This window comes from Streptomyces sp. NPDC092045 (genome assembly GCF_044756005.1).
Taxonomy (GTDB): Bacteria; Actinomycetota; Actinomycetes; order Streptomycetales; family Streptomycetaceae; genus Streptomyces.
Genome location: NZ_JBIVSC010000003.1, coordinates 518,546 through 534,481 on the forward strand (window position 1 = coordinate 518,546; position 15,936 = coordinate 534,481).

A 15,936-nucleotide genomic window follows, 5' to 3' on the forward strand; every position below is an offset into this window, starting at 1 on the left:
GGGCGGCCCGGGCCGGGGGTGCCTCAGAGTTCGGTGACCCTGCCGTCCGCCACCCGGACGCGGCGGGTGGTGCGGACGGCGTCGAGCATGCGCCGGTCGTGGGTGACGAGCAGCAGCGTGCCGGTGTACGCGTCGAGGGCGGACTCCAGCTGCTCGATCGCCGGGAGGTCCAGGTGGTTGGTCGGCTCGTCGAGGACCAGGAGGTTGACGCCCCGGCCCTGGAGCAGCGCGAGCGCGGCCCGGGTCCGCTCGCCCGGCGAGAGGGTGGTGGCGGGCCGCAGCACGTGGACCGCCTTCAGTCCGAACTTGGCGAGCAGGGTCCGGACCTCGGCGGGCTCGGTGTCGGGGACGGCCGCGCAGAACGCCTCCAGGAGGGTCTCCGTGCCGTGGAACAGCTTGCGGGCCTGGTCGACCTCGCCGACGACGACGCCCGAGCCGAGCGACGCGTCGCCGGAGTCCAGCGGGAGGCGGCCGAGGAGGGCGGCGAGCAGGGTCGACTTCCCGGCTCCGTTGGCACCGGTGACGGCGACCCGGTCGGCCCAGTCGATCTGGAGGGTGACGGGACCGAAGGAGAAGTCGCCGCGCGTGACCTCGGCCTCGCGCAGGGTCGCGACGACCGAGCCGGAGCGCGGCGCGGCGGCGATCTCCATGCGCAGCTCCCACTCCTTGCGGGGCTCGTCGACGACGTCGAGGCGTTCGATCATGCGCTGGGTCTGGCGGGCCTTCGCGGCCTGCTTCTCGCTGGCCTCGCTGCGCGCGTTCCGTCCGAGCTTGTCGCCGTCGGTGGCCTTGCGGCGGGCGTTCTTGACGCCCTTGTCCATCCAGGACCGCTGCATGTGGCCGCGCGCTTCGAGGGCCGCCTTCTTCCCGGCGTACTCCTCGAACTCCTCGCGCGCGTGGCGGCGGGCGGTGTCCCGCTCCTCCAGGTAGGCCTGGTAGCCGCCGCCGTACAGCGTGATCTGCTGCTGGGCGAGGTCGAGCTCCAGGACCTTGGTGCAGGTGCGGGTGAGGAACTCGCGGTCGTGGCTGATGACGACCGTCCCGGCGCGCAGCCCCTTCACGAAGGCCTCCAGGCGCTCCAGGCCGTCGAGGTCCAGGTCGTTGGTGGGCTCGTCGAGCAGGAAGACGTCGTAGCGGGAGAGGAGCAGGGAGGCGAGGCCGGCGCGGGCGGCCTGGCCGCCGGAGAGGGAGGTCATCGGCTGGTCGAGGCCGACGGTGAGGCCGAGGGAGGCGGCGACCTCCTCGGCGCGCTCGTCGAGGTCGGCGCCGCCGAGGTCCAGCCAGCGCTCCAGGCCGACGGCGTACGCGTCGTCGGCGCCGGGGGCGCCGTCGACGAGGCCCTGGGTGGCCTCGTCCATCGCGGTCTGGGCGGCGGCGACGCCGGTGCGCCGGGCGAGGAACGCGCGGACGGTCTCGCCCTCGCGCCGCTCGGGCTCCTGCGGGAGGTGGCCGACGGAGGCGGTGGGCGGGGAGAGCCTCAGCTCGCCCTCCTCCGGGGCGTCGAGTCCGGCGAGCAGTCGCAGCAGGGTCGACTTGCCGGCGCCGTTGACGCCGACGAGGCCGATGACGTCGCCGGGGGCGACGACGAGGTCGAGCCGGGCGAAGAGGGTGCGTTCGCCGTGGCCGGCGGCGAGGTCCTTGGCGACGAGGGTTGCAGTCATCAGGGGACGCATCCTAGGCGACGGGAGGACCCGCCGAGGGGGCCGGGGCGGGGTGGCCGGGCCGGGAGTGGCCGGGGTCGTCCCCGGTCAGGCGCGGGAGGCGCCCACCGGGACGGGGGCGCCGGCGGTCTCCTCCCGGGGCCCGGCGAGGAGCCCGCGGAGCACGGCCCGGTAGGCGGGTCCGTGGAAGCGGTACGGGCCGGTGCCGGGGTAGCCGTCGCGCGCCGGGTCGACGGCGGGGCCGGTCCACCAGGCGAAGTCGCGCCAGACGACGTCGTCGCCGTCGCGCTCGACGACGGCCGTGACGGCTCCGCAGCCGGGGTCCTCGCAGTCGGGGCAGGAGTGGATCACGTACCGGCCGCCGGGGAGGCGGTGACCGCCGGCGTCCGCGTCCGGGCCCGCGGCGTCGAGGCCGGCTGCGCCGAGGAGGAGGCGGACGTGCGCGGCCCGGAGGACGGGCGGGAGGTCCGACGCCAGGGGGGAGACGGTGTCCGCGCCGTCGGTCTCGTCGAGCCGGTGGAGCAGCGGCCTGCCGTCGACCAGGAGGTCGGCGGGGGCGGCGGGGGTCGCGGGGGCGAGGTCGAGGCTGGTGTACGCGGACGGCATGCTCCGAGTATTTGCCCGCGGAGCGTCCCGTTCCATGGCTGATCCGTCCTGGAAATGTCCCGATCCGGGTACGGCGCCGGACGCGGTCGACACCCCCGGTCCGGGGCGGGCGACACCCCCGGTCCGGGGCGGGCGGCACCTCTGGTCCGAGTCGGGTCGCACCGCTCGGTCCGGGCCGGGCGACGCCCCCGATGCGGGCCTGGTGGCACCGTCCGGACCGGACCCGGGCGACACCTTCCGGGCCGGACCCGGACCACACCGTCCGGGCCGGACCCGGACCACACCGTCCGGGCCGGACCCGGACCACACCGTCCGGGCCGGACGCCGTTCCTTCCCGGTGGACGGGAGCGCCCGGAACGGCCCTGGGGCGGTTGCCGTCCTTTCGGAGGGCAACCGCCCCGACCGCCCCGCGCGAGGGGTTACCTGCCGAACGGCGGGCGGCTGGTGCTGTCCGCGTCGGCGCACTGGCGGGCGCGCTTCTCCAGGGCCTCGGCCTTGGCGACGGCCTTGCCGGCCTCCTTCGTGGCGCCGAGGTTCCTGAGCTTGGCGGCGCGGTCGCGCTCCTTGCGGGCGTCGGCCTTCAGCTTGCCGACGTTGCAGGTGATGGCGCCGGCGGCCGCGGGCTCGGCGGTCGCCGTCTGGCCGGCGAGGACGCCGCCGGCCAGCAGCGTGGCGGCGAGCAGGGCCGGCAGGACGCGGCGCGCGGTCGTGAGGGGACGCATGGCGGTTCTCCAACTCCCGGGCTGGGACAACCCGTTCGAGGCACGGTCAGTACCAGCAGGTAACTTTACCTCGGCAAACAGGTGAATCACGTCCGGGGCCCCTGGTCCCCCAGGGTCGTCAACACTCCTCCACAGGACTCCCGCTGACGAGGTGGTAGGCGGCCCGCCCGTCGAGCAGCAGCGGGACGAGGGAACGCTGCGACTGGCGCAGCGGCACGAACGCGCCCGCGCCCTCCCGCCGCACGGTGACGCCGTGCAGGGCGAGTTCGTCGCCGGCCTCGGCGTACTGCGCGGCGTCCAGGCGGTAGCCGCACGGCGGGTCGGAGAGGACCTCCTCCGGCTCCGGCGGGTCGTTGTCGGCGCCGCCGAGGAAGACCGGGCCCCGGTCGGCGAAGCCGGTGAGCCGGGCGCGGGCGGTGGCCGCCGCCAACCGGCCGCGCCGCTCGTCGAGGTGGGCGAACAGCCCCTTCAGGGCGGCGTGCTGGGTGGCGACCCGGCGCCGGTGGTTGAGGGCCGGGTCGTCCTTCTCCGCCGGGTCGAACGCGTCCACCCGGGTCTCGACGAGCAGGGCGGCGGCATGCTTGATCCCGGCCGTGTTGCGCAGGATCCGCTCCTGGCCGTCGCCCGCGACCTGCCGGATCGGCTCGCCGGTGAGCGGGTCGGTCCAGATGCCGTAGATCCCGGTGCCGTACCCGGCGCGTCCGGCGGCGGGGCGGACGTACCGCTCCGAGAGCGTCCGGGACTCGTCGTGGACGTGCGGGTCGGTGTCGAGGCTGCGGGGCCAGAGCGCGAGCAGGTCCTTCTCGTAGTACCGGGGGGTGGCGCCGTACTCGTGCAGGTCGTGGACGAGGTGGGGGCGCCGGTCGCGCAGGACGGCGGCGATCGCGCGCGCCTCGGCGGTCCGCAGGGCGATGTGGTCGCGGTTGACGTCGATGCCGTCGGCGTTGCCCCGGGTGCCGGCCTCCCGGCCGTCGGGGTTCGCGGTCGGGACGACCAGGACGGTGGTGCGGTCGAGGAGGCGCCGGGTGTCCGGGTCCCGGGCGAACGCGAGGTCGCGCACCGTGCTCAGGCAGGCCTCCCGGCCGGCGGGCTCGTCGCCGTGCTGGCTGCACACGAGGAGCACGGTCGTGGCGCCGGGCCGGGCCGTGCCCAGGGCGACGAGCCGGAGCGGGCGGCCCTGGGCGGTGGTGCCGATTCCGCGCAGCGACACCCGGTCGCCCGCGCGGTCGACGGCCGCGAGGAAGTCCCGCTCCTCGGCCTCGGTGGTCCACCGGGCGCCCCGGGTCGTCTCGAAGCCGGTGCGCGGCGGCGGTTGCGCGGGGGCGCTGCCGGCCGTCTCGGCGGGGACGGCGACGAGCGGCAGGGCGAGGGCGGCGGCGCCCGCCACGAGGGCGAGGGCCCGTCGTGAACCCCGCCGTGCGGTACGGGTCCTCATCGGGCGGCCCCCGCTCCGGGCAGGCGCGGACCCGCGACGGCGGCCGGCGGCGTGGACGCGCCCGGCGGCCGGAGCCCGGACGGCGGCCGGAGCCCGTTCGGCGCGGAGGCGGCCGGGGCCGGTCCCGTCGTGGACCGGGCGAAGGCGCCCGCGCCGCCGACCAGCGGCAGCTCCGCCCGGGTGCGGGCGAGGTCCAGGGTGAGGGTCGGGGTGGTCGACGGCGGGTCGAGCAGGTCCCGGTCGGTGCCGCCGACGATGAGGGCGAGCCGGTGGCCGGCCGGGACGACGTGGTCGGCGGCGGCGAGGTCCAGGGTGAGGGTGTACGCCCTGCCGGGGGTCAGCGGGCGTCCCTTCCGGGGGTCGGCCCAGGTGCCGAGGTCGGCCCAGCCCCGGCTGACGACCGTGTGCGCGACGTCGGCGGTGCGGGCCTCGGTCTCCTTGAAGCAGGCGCTGTCGCCCGGGGTGCTCGCGCCCCAGCAGGTGCGGTGGGCGAGGGTGGTGATGCCCTCCCCCGCCGCCGCGTAGTCGCGGATGGTGGCGGGACCGAGGTCGACGAGGACGGCGGAGAGGTGGGCGGTGGCGGTGGTCGGGGTGGCGGTGACCGTCACCCGGGAGGAGCCGGCGATCCGCAGGTCGCGGGAGAGCGGGCGGGTGACGAATCCGGCCTTCTCGGGGGTCGCGGTGTCGATCCGGGCCGCCCAGTCCAGCTCCCCGAGGGCCGGGTCGTCGGTGAAGGTCGCGGTGGAGCCGGGGGCGGCGGGGGCGCGGCCGAGGACGCCGGGGCCCGCGGCGGCGCCGGGGGCGGGGCGCAGGGTGGTGGTCGCGGTGCCGCGCGGCGGCCAGTGCCGGTCGGTGGTCCAGCGGTCCGGGGCGCGCTCGATGTCGGCGGCGGGCTCGCGGTCGATGCCGTTGTCGTAGCCGAGGAGGTAGTGGTCGAACCAGCGGTGCAGGGTGCGGACCCAGTCGGCCCGCCGGAAGTCGAACGGGTCGACGTGACCGGTCTGCGAGAGCCAGACCTTCCGCTCGACGCCGTGGGCGGCGAGCGCGTCCCACCACTTTCCGAACTGCCCGGCCCGCACGTTGAGGTCCTGCTGTCCGTGCACGGCGAAGACGCTGGCCCTCACCTTGTGGGCGTCCTTGACGTGGTCGCGCTCGCTCCAGGCGGCGGTCCGGTCGCCGCTGTACGGGGTGGCGGCGGCGATGCGGTCCTGGACGGCGCCGCAGCGGGCCCGCGCCCCGGGGCTGTTGACGTAGTCGGAGAGCCAGCTCGGGTTGGCGTCGTAGAGCGGGGCGCCCTGGGAGTGGAAGTAGTCGTACCAGGAGGAGATGGCGCCGATGGGGACGATCGTTTTCAGCCCTTCGACGCCGGTGGCGGCCACGCCGTTGGCGACGGTGCCGTCCCAGCTCTTGCCGATCATGCCGACGTTCCCGGTGCTCCAGCCGGTGGCGCGGGCCGGGGCCGTGCCGGTGCGGGTGGTGTAGCCGCGGGCCCGGCCGTTGAGCCAGTCGACGACGGCCTTGGCGGACCGCACGTCGGAGCGTCCGCCGACGTCGTCGCAGCCGTCGGAGCGGTTGGTCCCGGCGAGGTCGACGGCGACGAAGGCGTAGCCGCGCGGGACGAAGTAGTTGTCGTAGTACAGCGGGAACTGCACGGGCCTGCCGTCCGCGTCGTACGTCTTCTTCTGGCTCTCGTTGCCGCGCCCGCAGCAGGCGTAGTACGGACTGGCGTCCATGATCACCGGGATCTTCCGGCCCGCCGCGGCGGGCTCCCGGGGGCGGACGACGTCGACGGCGACCCGGTCGGCGCGTCCGTCCCCGTCGCCGTCGAGTCCGGTGTCCACCCAGACGGACTCGCGGACGGCGTCGGCGTACGAGTGGACGGGGCGCGACTCGCGCACGGACCCGGCCGCGGCGGGGTCCGTCCGGGCGCCGGCCGGGGTGACGAGGGTCGCGAGCAGCGCGGCCGTGGCCGCCGCCACGAGGGTTCCGTACGGCGCTCGGGCTCCGCGGGTGATCCGCTTTCGCATCGGCATGGGCGGGAACGTACCCCGGTCAACTCCCGTGCAAAAGAGTGCCGGAGGGAATCAGGGGCCATTCGGGGTGATCCCGGGGGTGGAGGGGTTCGTGTCGGCCGAATGGCGATCGTGTGACAGGGGGTCCTCTGGACGTGACGGTCCGTCGGGGCGCTGAATAGTGTCGTCGCTAAGGACCGACGACCACCCGCGCGTCTTACGTTTCTTATGACTTGGGGAGCACCTGTGCACCGCAGAATCATCGTCCCGAGCGCCCTCGCGGCCTCCCTGATGCTGGCGATCCCGGCATCGGCCGCCGACTTCACCCCCGGGGCGCCGGGCATCGGCGACTCCTACTACCCCGCCAGCGGCAACGGCGGCTACGACGTCTCCCACTACGACCTGCGCCTGAAGTACGAGCCGGCCACGGACCTGCTGGAGGGCACGGCGACGATCCTCGCCACCACCAAGCAGAACCTGTCGCGGTTCAACCTCGACCTCGGACTGAAGGTCAGTGAGGTCCGGGTGAACGGCCGGATCGCGAGGTTCGCCGCGTCGGGCGACCACGAGCTGGAGGTCACCCCGGCCGTCCCGCTGGAGAGGAACAAGGAGATCTCGGTGGTCGTCCGCTACGCGGGCAAGCCCTCCGAGTTCAAGGTCGACGGCTGGTCGGCCTGGGCCCGCACCCCGGACGGCGGTGTCGCCGCGCAGGAGCCGGACTCGGCCGCGTGGTGGTTCCCGTCCAACGACCACCCGCTGGACAAGGCCACCTTCGACGTCTCGGTCTCGGTGCCGGCCGGTCACCAGGCCATCAGCAACGGCGTGCTCCAGTCGCAGTCCACGGCGCTGGGCCGGACCCGTTTCAACTGGCGCTCCGACAAGCCGCAGGCGACGTATCTGGCCACGCTCGCCGTCGGGAAGTTCGACATCACGACGGACCGGACGGCGAACGGGCTGCCCGTCCTCAACGCGTACAGCAAGGACCTGGGCGCCCACGCGGGCGCGGCGCGCGCCTCGATCGAGCGCACCACCGAGGTGGCGGAGTGGCTGGAGACGGTCTTCGGGCCGTACCCCTTCAACTCGCTCGGCGGTTACGTGCCCAACGTGACCAGCGGTTTCGCCCTGGAGACGCAGACCCGGCCGTTCTACAGCCCGCGGCAGTTCGCCAACGGCGCGAACGTGTCGGTGGTCGTCCACGAGCTGGCGCACCAGTGGTACGGCGACAGCGTGTCCGTCCGGGACTGGAAGGACATCTGGATCAACGAGGGCTTCGCCCGCTACGGCCAGTGGCTGTGGTCGGAGAAGGAGGGCGAGGGCACGGCGCAGGAGCTGGCGGACTACGTGTACGCCCTGCGGGGCGCGGACGACCCGTTCTGGACGGTGAAGCCTGGCGACCCGGGGCCGGAGAACCAGTTCCACGGCGCCGTCTACGACCGGGGCGCGCTGGCGCTCCAGGCACTGCGCAACGAGATCGGGGACGAGGACTTCTTCGCGGTCCTGAAGGGCTGGCCGAAGCAGTTCGCGTACGGCAACGCGCGGGTGGCGGACTTCGTGCGGTACGCGGAGCGGGTCTCCGGCGAGCCGCTGGCCGAGCTGTTCGACACCTGGCTGTACGAGCCGTCGAAGCCGGCCGCTCCGGCGGCGGCCGCGGCCGGCCTGTCCGCCCCGGCGGCTCCGGGGGCGACGGCGAAGGCCGGGGCCGGGGCGAAGGCCGCCGCGAAGCCGGTGCGGCCGAAGTCCTGGCAGAAGATCGCGGCCACGAACACGGTCCACGACCACGAGCGCGGCCACGCGGGCCACGGCGGCCACTGAGCCGTACGGCGCGTCCCGGAGGGCCGTCCGTCAGCGCTTCGCGCGGCGGGCGGCCCTCCGCGCCGCCCCGGCCAGGGGCAGGTAGCGCAGCCGCTCGGGCAGGACGGGGACGACGGCCCGCAGGACCCGGCAGAGCCGGCGCAGGGCGCGCTCCTGCGCGTCCGTCCACTCCAGGCCGATGGCCTCGCGGGCGTCGGGGGGCATGAAGCCCGCGATGAGGAAGGCGCGCAGCCGCAGGAAGGGGCGGCGCAGCAGGGGCCAGAGGATGCGGAGGGCGAGCCGGACCGGCAGCGGGCCCCGGTCGGGGGCGGGGACGGGCAGGTCGGTGTCGAGGAGCTCCCGCACGACGACGGTGGCCTCCAGCTCCTCGGCGAGGACCTTCCGGTAGTACGGCCAGAACTCCTCGATCGTCTGCGGCATGTCCCGGTCGTGGATGCCGAGGACGCGGCCGACCCGGAGCCACTCGGCGTAGAGCTGCCGTTCCTGGGCCTCGGTGAGGGGGCGGAAGAGCAGGCGGAGGCCGTGCCGGTAGACGGGGAAGCCGGTGGCGTGCACCCAGGAGTAGTAGGCGGGGGTGAGGGCGTGGTAGCGGCGTCCGTGGGCGTCGGTGCCCCGGATCGCGCGGTGCAGCTCCCGGAGGCGGCGGCCCTCGCGGGCGGCCTCCTCGCCGCCGTAGATCCAGAGCTGGACCGAGCGCAGGGAGCGTTCGCCGCGGCCCCAGGGGTCGGTGCGGAAGACGGAGTGCTCGTCGACGCCGGCGCCGATCGCGGGGTGGGCGACCTGCAGGGTGAGGGCGGCGGGCAGCATGAGGAGCGCCCGCACGTCGCCCGCGACGCTCCACAGCACCCCGCCGACGGGCGGCGGCGCGGGGTCGGCCTGCTTCACGCGTTCCACGGTCCTTCTCCTCTGCGGTCGTCTCCAGGGTGCACCCGTGGCGGAGGACATGACGAAGGGCATGACGGGGGCGGTGCCGGAGGGGCACGACGAAGGGGCCGTCGCCAGGGCGACGGCCCCTTCCGGGTGTACGGAGTCAGGCGCGGTCGGCGCCGACCGGCTCGCCGACGATGCGGGCGGCGAGGGCGTGGGCCCAGGCGTCGACGTCGGCGTTGAGCTCGCGCTCGGCGGTGGCGCGCTCCTCGGCGATCTTCGCGGTGCCGGCGGCGAGGATGGTGTCGCGCTCGGCGGAGCCCTCGGCGCGGGCGGCGGCGATGGCGGCGGAGCCCTCCTCGACGGCCTTGGAGCGGATGCGCGCGGCCTCGTGGCGGGCCTCGGCGAGCTCGGCCTCGTACTGCTCGCGGACGCGGGCGGCCTCGGCGCGCAGGTCGTCGGCGCGGTCGGTGCCGCCGTCGATGGCGTCCTCGCGCTCGTCGAGCGTGCGCTTGATCTTCGGCAGGATGCCCTTCGCCAGGATGAGGAAGGTGATGCCGAACAACACCAGGCCGAGGATGAGCTCGGCCCAGACGGGGTTGAGCGGACCGAGGTCCATCTTGAAGATCTGCGAGTTCGCGAGGGTCATGCGCGCATTCTACCTGGAGCAAATGGGTGTAATCGAGACACCGGAGTGAGAGTTGGCACGCTCGTGCGGGTGCGGCCAGATTCCCGGCACCCAGAGGCTACCGGAAGGTAACCACGGCTGATTGTATGTGCGGCGCCAGGCCAATCCCCCACGCCTCCACGGGAGTTCACGTGTCGTTCGCCGCGCTCCGCCGCGCCCCCGGCGCCGCTCTTTCCCTCGCCCTCGCCGCCGCCACCCTGACGGCGACGGCCCCGGCCGCGTCCGCCGCGGCCACCGAGGCCCCCCGGCTGAAGGTCCTCACCTACAACGCGTTCCTCTTCTCGAAGAGCCTGTACCCGAACTGGGGACAGGACCACCGGGCGAAGGCGATCCCCGCCGCCCCCTTCTTCCAGGGGCAGGACGTCGTCGTCCTCCAGGAGGCCTTCGACAACTCCGCCTCCGACGCGCTCAGGGCGAACGCGGCCGGGCAGTACCCGCACCAGACCCCGGTCGTGGGCCGGAGCAAGAGCGGGTGGGACGCCACCGGCGGGTCCTACTCCGCGACCACGCCCGAGGACGGCGGCGTGACGATCCTCAGCAAGTGGCCGATCGTCCGCAAGGAGCAGTACGTCTACAAGGACGCGTGCGGCGCCGACTGGTGGTCGAACAAGGGCTTCGCCTACGCCGTCCTCGACGTGAACGGCAGCCGGGTGCACGTGCTCGGCACCCACGCCCAGTCCACCGACCCGGGCTGCGCCGCGGGCGAGGCGGCGCAGACGCGCAGCCGCCAGTTCAAGGCGATCGACGCCTTCCTCGACGCCAAGAAGATCCCGGCGGGCGAGCAGGTGATCGTCGCCGGCGACATGAACGTCGACTCGCACACGCCCGAGTACGGCACCATGCTCGCCGACGCGGGCCTGGCGGGGGCCGACGCCCGCACCGGCCACCCGTACTCCTTCGACACCGACCTGAACTCGATCGCCTCCGAGCGCTACCCGGACGACCCGCGCGAGGACCTCGACCACGTCCTCTTCCGCGCCGGGAACGCCCGTCCGGCCGGGTGGACCAACCACGTGGTCCTGGAGAAGAGCGCACCCTGGACGGTCAGCAGCTGGGGCACGAACTACACGTACACCAACCTCTCCGACCACTATCCGGTCACCGGCTTCTGACGGCCGGGCCGGGGCCGCGCGTCAGTAGCCCCGGCCGCCGAAGAGGCTGTAGAGCCAGGCGCCGAGCACCACGGCGACGCAGAGCATGACGAACAGGGAGCCGGCGCTCGTGTGCCGCTCCTTCCGGGGACGGCCGGGGCGGGGGGCGCGAGCCTTCCGCCCCGGCCCCTCGCGCTTTCCGGCCCTTGCGCCGCGGTCCGGCACCGGCGCCGGCTCGGCCACCGCGGCGACGTCGGCGAGCAGGCTGCGGCAGACCGCCGCCAGCTCCGCCGTCCCGGCCGACAGGTCGACGACCACCTCGCTGCGCGCCGGCGCCGTCGTCCCCCCGTCCAGGATCCGCCCGGCCCGCAGCAGCGCCCGGTCCTTGCCGCCGGTCGGAGCCAGGCTGATCCAGCGGCGGACGTGCTCGCCCCGGATCACCACCCCGCCGCCCCGCTCGCGGTAGACGGTGTGCTCACGCCACAGGATCCCGGCCAATTCCCCGGCCGTGTCCCTGAGTTCCGCGTACATCGAATCCCCCCTGCTCCCCTGTCCCCCGCTGCGACAGCGGCCGACTCTAACCCCCGCGCCCGGGTCCCGCGCCGCCGCCCCGGCCCGGCGCCCCTTACGCGCCGAAGTCGTACGCCGTGACCGGTATCCCCCGGTCCACGAGCCGCCGGCCGCGAACGGCCTCCCCTCGACGGCGATCACACCACGGGTCGCCACCGACTGTCGCGCCGGTCTTTTACACAGCTGGTGAGACAGCAATACTGTTCAAGCGGTCCGGACACGCGGGCCGACGGCTGGGGAAACGAGGCGGCTCGGATGGACGTCGAGAGCGACGTGGAGCGCGGACCGAGCTACACCGTCGACGAGCTGGCCGCGCGGGCCGGGGTGACGGTGCGGACCGTGCGGTTCTACGGGACCCGGGGGCTCCTGCCGCCGCCCGTCATCGGGGCCCGGCGGGTGGGGCACTACGGGCCGGAGCACCTCTCCCGGCTCGCGCTCATCGAGGAGCTCCAGCGGCAGGGCATGACGCTCGCCGCGATCGAACGGTACCTGGAGCAGCTGCCGCCCGACCTCAGCGCCCGCGACCTGGCGGTCCACCGGGCCCTGGTGGCCTCCTGGGCGCCCGAGTCCGCCGAGTCGACCACCCGGCGCGAGCTGGAGCGGCGGGCCGGGCGGGCGCTGACCGAGCGGGACGTCGACCGGCTCGCCGCGATGGGGGTCCTGGAGCGGACCGACGACGCCGACACGTACCGGCTCGACGGCTCGCTGCTGCGGCTCGGCGTGGAGATGCTGGACGTGCCCATCGAGCACGAGACGATCCTCGCCTCCCGGACCGTGCTCCTGGAGCACGCGCGGGCCGCCGCCGAGGAGCTCGCCCGGCTCTTCCAGGAGCAGGTGTGGAACCCGTACCGGGAGAGCGGCGAGGACCCGGACCACCTGAAAGCGATGAGGTCGCTCTCGGCCCACATGCAGCCGATGGTGATCCAGGCCCTCGTCACGGCGTTCCAGCGCTCGCTGAGCGAGGAGCTGAGGACGGCGTTCCGGAGCCCGTGAGGCCGCCTGCGGGCTCCGGCACCATCGGTCAGGCGTCGGTGAAGACCTCGCCCCGCTCGGCCTTCTCCACCAGGAGGGCGGGCGGGGTGAAGCGCTCGCCGTACGTCTCCGCCAGCTCGCGGGCGCGGGCCACGAAGCCGGCGACGCCGCCCTCGTAGCCGTTCACGTACTGGAGGATGCCGCCGCTCCAGGCCGGGAAGCCGATGCCCAGGATGGAGCCGATGTTGGCGTCGGCGACCGAGGTCAGGACGCCCTCCTCCAGGAGGCGGACGGTGTCGATGGCCTCGGAGAACAGCATCCGCTCCTGCATGTCGCGGAAGGGGATCTCGTACCCGGGCTCGGTGAAGTGCTCGCGCAGGCCGGTCCAGAGCTTGCCCCGCTTGCCGTTCTCGTCGTACTCGTAGAAGCCGGCGCCGCCGCTGCGGCCGGGGCGCCCGAACTCGTCGACCATGCGGTCGATCACGGCCTCGCCCGGGTGGGTGTCCCAGACGCCGCCGGCCTCCTCGATCGCCCGCTTGGTCTCGTTGCGGATCTTGCGGGGCAGGGTCAGGGTCAGCTCGTCCATCAGGGAGAGGATCTTGGCCGGGTAGCCGGCCTGCGCCGCCGCCTGCTCGATCGAGGCGGGCTCGATGCCCTCGCCGACCATGGCGACGCCCTCGTTGAGGAACTGGCCGATCACCCGCGAGGTGAAGAAGCCGCGCGAGTCGTTGACGACGATCGGGGTCTTGTTGATCTGGCGGACCAGGTCGAAGGCGCGGGCCAGGGCCTCGTCGCCGGTCCGGCCGCCCTTGATGATCTCGACGAGCGGCATCTTGTCGACGGGCGAGAAGAAGTGCAGGCCGATGAAGTCGTCCTGGCGCTCCACGCCCTCGGCGAGGACGGTGATCGGCAGGGTGGAGGTGTTGGAGCAGAGCAGCGCGTCGGGCTCCACGACGGACTGGATCTCCTGGAACACCTTGTGCTTGAGGGCGGTGTCCTCGAAGACGGCCTCGATGACCGCGTCGCAGCCCGCGAGGTCGGCGGCCTCGGCGGTGGGGGTGATGCGGGCGAGGAGGGCGTCGGCCTTCTCCTGGGTGGTGCGGCCGCGCGAGACGGCCTTGGCGCACAGCTTCTCGGAGTACGCCTTGCCCTTGGCGGCGGACTCGGCGGAGACGTCCTTGAGGACGACCTCGATGCCGGCGCGGGCGCAGGAGTAGGCGATGCCGGCGCCCATCATGCCGGCGCCGAGGACGGCGACCTTGCGGACCTGGCGGGGCTCGACGCCCTTGGGGCGGCTGGCGCCGGAGTTGACGGCCTGGAGGTCGAAGAAGAACGCCTGGATCATGTTCTTCGCCGTCTGGCCGGTGACCAGCTCGGTGAAGTAGCGGGACTCGATGACGGAGGCGGTCTCGAAGTCGACCTGGGAGCCCTCGACGGCGGCGGCCATGATGGCGGCGGGCGCCGGGTAGGGGGCGCCGTTGAGCTGCTTGCGCAGGTTGGCCGGGAAGGCCGGCAGGTTGGCGGCGAACTTCGGGTGCGAGGGGGTGCCGCCGGGGATCTTGTGGCCGGGCAGGTCCCAGGGCTGGTGCGACTCGGGGTGGGTGTCGATGAAGGCGACGGCCTTCGCGAGCATCTCCTCGGGGGTGGCGGCCAGCTCGTGCACCAGGCCGTTGTCCAGGGCCCGCTTGGGGTTGTACTGGGTGCCCTGGAGCAGCACCTTGAGGAGGGCGTCGGTGATGCCCATCAGGCGCACGGTGCGGGTGACGCCGCCGCCGCCCGGCAGCAGGCCGAGGGTGACCTCGGGCAGGCCGATCTTGGAGCCGGAGGCGTCGAGGGCGATCCGGTGGTGGGAGGCGAGGGCGATCTCGTAGCCGCCGCCGAGCGCGGCGCCGTTGATCGCGGCCACGACCGGCTTGCCGATCGTCTCGATGCGGCGCAGCGCCTTCTTCATCTCCAGGGCGCCCTCGAAGATGTCCCGGGCGTGCTCGGGGCCCGCCTGGATCATGTCCTTGAGGTCGCCGCCGGCGAAGAAGGTCTTCTTCGCGGAGGTGTAGACGATGCCCCGGATGGAGTCCTTCTCGGCCTCCACGCGGTCGGCGACGGCGGCGATCGAGGCCCGGAAGGCCTGGTTCATGGTGTTGGCGGACTGGTTCGGGTCGTCCAGGACGAGGGTGACGATCCCGGTCTCGTCCTGCTCCCAGCGGATGGTGGTGCTCTCGCTCATGACTGATGCTTCTCCGTAAGAAGGGGTTCGGACGGGACGGTCAGACGCGCTCGACGACGGTGGCGATGCCCATGCCGCCGCCGACGCACAGGGTGGCCATGCCGTAGCGCTCGCCCCGGCGCTCCAGCTCGTCCACGAGGGTGCCCAGGATCATCGCGCCGGTGGCGCCGAGCGGGTGGCCGAGCGCGATGGCGCCGCCGTTGACGTTGACCTTGTCCAGCGAGATGCCCATGTCCTTGACGAAGCGCAGGACGACGGCGGCGAAGGCCTCGTTGATCTCGACCAGGTCGATGTCGTCCATGGTCAGACCGGCCTTGGCCAGGGCCTTGCGGGCGGCCGGGGCCGGGCCGGTGAGCATGATGGTCGGCTCGGAGCCGGAGACGGCCACCGAGACGATCCGGGCGCGGGGCGTCAGGCCGTACCGCTCGCCGACCTCCTTCGAGCCGACGGCGACGAGGGCGGCGCCGTCGACGATGCCGGAGGAGTTGCCCGCGTGGTGGACGTGGTCGATCTCCTCGATCCAGTGGTACTTCTGGAGCGCGACCGCGTCGAAGCCGCCCAGCTCGCCGATGTCCGCGAAGGACGGCTTCAGCTTCGCCAGGGAGTCGGCGGTGGTGCCGGGGCGCAGGAACTCGTCGTGGTCGAGGACCGTGAGGCCCGCGCGGTCCTTGACGGGGACGACGGAGCGGGCGAAGCGGCCGTCCTTCCAGGCCTCGGCGGCGCGCTCCTGGGAGAGGGCCGCGTACTCGTCGACGTCGCGGCGGGAGAAGCCCTCGATGGTGGCGATGAGGTCGGCGCCGATGCCCTGGGGGACGAAGTTGGTCTCCAGGTTGGTCATCGGGTCGGCGAACCAGGCGCCGCCGTCGGAGCCCATCGGCACGCGGGACATGGACTCCACGCCGCCGGCCAGGACGAGGTCCTCCCAGCCGGAGCGGACCTTCATGGCGGCCATGTTGACCGCTTCGAGGCCGGAGGCGCAGAAGCGGTTCTCCTGGACGCCGGCGACGGTGTCGGGGAGGCCGGCGGCGATGGCGGAGACGCGGGCGATGTCGGAGCCCTGGTCGCCGACCGGGCCGACGACGCCGAGGACGATGTCGTCGATCGCGGCCGGGTCGAGACCGGGGTTGCGGCTCTGGATCTCCTTGATCAGGCCGACGACCAGGTCGATCGGCTTGGTGCCGTGCAGGGAGCCGGTGGCCTTGCCGCGACCGCGCGGGGTGCGGATCGCGTCGTACACGTACGCTTCGGTGCTCACGGGAAGCCTTTCGCGAGGAGG

General features: G+C 73.9%; 13 protein-coding genes. 3 read left to right on the plus strand and 10 right to left on the minus strand.

Annotation, left to right across the window (positions count from 1 at the left end; translation table 11 throughout):
- Window positions 1-23 precede the first annotated feature (23 nt).
- From ACIQKA_RS12460 to ACIQKA_RS12480, 5 genes are all read right to left on the minus strand, one after another.
- The gene (locus ACIQKA_RS12460; RefSeq protein ID WP_383431312.1) at window positions 24-1,661 is read right to left on the minus strand and encodes an ABC-F family ATP-binding cassette domain-containing protein; all 1,638 of its coding nucleotides are present in this window, start codon (window positions 1,659-1,661) and stop codon (window positions 24-26) included.
- Window positions 1,662-1,748: 87 nt separating this feature from the next.
- Window positions 1,749-2,267: a hypothetical protein gene (locus ACIQKA_RS12465; RefSeq protein WP_391094118.1), complete on the minus strand. Its 519-nt coding sequence runs from the start codon at window positions 2,265-2,267 to the stop codon at window positions 1,749-1,751.
- Window positions 2,268-2,686: 419 nt separating this feature from the next.
- The gene (locus tag ACIQKA_RS12470) at window positions 2,687-2,989 is read right to left on the minus strand and encodes a hypothetical protein (protein ID WP_383151420.1); all 303 of its coding nucleotides are present in this window, start codon (window positions 2,987-2,989) and stop codon (window positions 2,687-2,689) included.
- A 118-nt stretch (window positions 2,990-3,107) separates the two neighbouring features.
- Window positions 3,108-4,424 (minus strand): M14 family metallocarboxypeptidase, encoded by a 1,317-nt coding sequence (locus ACIQKA_RS12475; RefSeq protein ID WP_383431306.1) that lies wholly within the window; start codon window positions 4,422-4,424, stop codon window positions 3,108-3,110.
- The gene (locus ACIQKA_RS12480; protein WP_402540854.1) at window positions 4,421-6,457 is read right to left on the minus strand and encodes a Xaa-Pro dipeptidyl-peptidase; all 2,037 of its coding nucleotides are present in this window, start codon (window positions 6,455-6,457) and stop codon (window positions 4,421-4,423) included. Before ACIQKA_RS12480 ends, ACIQKA_RS12475 begins: the two co-directional genes overlap by 4 nt.
- A 225-nt stretch (window positions 6,458-6,682) precedes the next feature.
- On the opposite strand from ACIQKA_RS12480, the gene ACIQKA_RS12485 reads away from it, so the two are divergent.
- Complete coding sequence (locus tag ACIQKA_RS12485; protein WP_402540855.1) at window positions 6,683-8,248, plus strand: M1 family metallopeptidase; 1,566 nt, start codon at window positions 6,683-6,685, stop codon at window positions 8,246-8,248.
- A gap of 30 nt (window positions 8,249-8,278) precedes the next feature.
- Here the strand turns inward: ACIQKA_RS12485 and ACIQKA_RS12490 are convergent, their stop codons facing one another.
- Both ACIQKA_RS12490 and ACIQKA_RS12495 read right to left on the minus strand, forming a co-directional pair.
- Window positions 8,279-9,142, minus strand: a complete 864-nt coding sequence (locus ACIQKA_RS12490) for an oxygenase MpaB family protein (RefSeq protein ID WP_402540857.1) — start codon at window positions 9,140-9,142, stop codon at window positions 8,279-8,281.
- Between the two features lie 136 nt (window positions 9,143-9,278).
- Complete coding sequence (locus tag ACIQKA_RS12495; RefSeq protein ID WP_383151425.1) at window positions 9,279-9,764, minus strand: hypothetical protein; 486 nt, start codon at window positions 9,762-9,764, stop codon at window positions 9,279-9,281.
- A 125-nt stretch (window positions 9,765-9,889) separates the two neighbouring features.
- Between ACIQKA_RS12495 and sph the strand changes: the two genes are divergently transcribed.
- A complete protein-coding gene (gene sph, locus ACIQKA_RS12500) occupies window positions 9,890-10,915 on the plus strand; it encodes a sphingomyelin phosphodiesterase (RefSeq protein ID WP_402540858.1) in 1,026 nt (341 codons plus the stop codon).
- A 21-nt stretch (window positions 10,916-10,936) separates the two neighbouring features.
- On the opposite strand, the gene ACIQKA_RS12505 is transcribed toward sph, so the two are convergent.
- Complete coding sequence (locus ACIQKA_RS12505) at window positions 10,937-11,425, minus strand: hypothetical protein (RefSeq protein WP_383151428.1); 489 nt, start codon at window positions 11,423-11,425, stop codon at window positions 10,937-10,939.
- Window positions 11,426-11,719: 294 nt separating this feature from the next.
- Between ACIQKA_RS12505 and ACIQKA_RS12510 the strand changes: the two genes are divergently transcribed.
- Complete coding sequence (locus ACIQKA_RS12510) at window positions 11,720-12,457, plus strand: MerR family transcriptional regulator (protein ID WP_053642507.1); 738 nt, start codon at window positions 11,720-11,722, stop codon at window positions 12,455-12,457.
- A 28-nt stretch (window positions 12,458-12,485) separates the two neighbouring features.
- Here ACIQKA_RS12510 and ACIQKA_RS12515 read toward each other — a convergent pair whose 3' ends face one another.
- Together ACIQKA_RS12515 and ACIQKA_RS12520 are read right to left on the minus strand one after the other, a co-directional pair.
- Complete coding sequence (locus tag ACIQKA_RS12515) at window positions 12,486-14,660, minus strand: 3-hydroxyacyl-CoA dehydrogenase NAD-binding domain-containing protein (protein ID WP_402540860.1); 2,175 nt, start codon at window positions 14,658-14,660, stop codon at window positions 12,486-12,488.
- 40 nt (window positions 14,661-14,700) lie between these two features.
- Window positions 14,701-15,915, minus strand: coding sequence for an acetyl-CoA C-acetyltransferase (locus tag ACIQKA_RS12520; RefSeq protein WP_383151430.1), 1,215 nt, complete (start codon window positions 15,913-15,915; stop codon window positions 14,701-14,703).
- Window positions 15,916-15,936 lie beyond the last annotated feature (21 nt).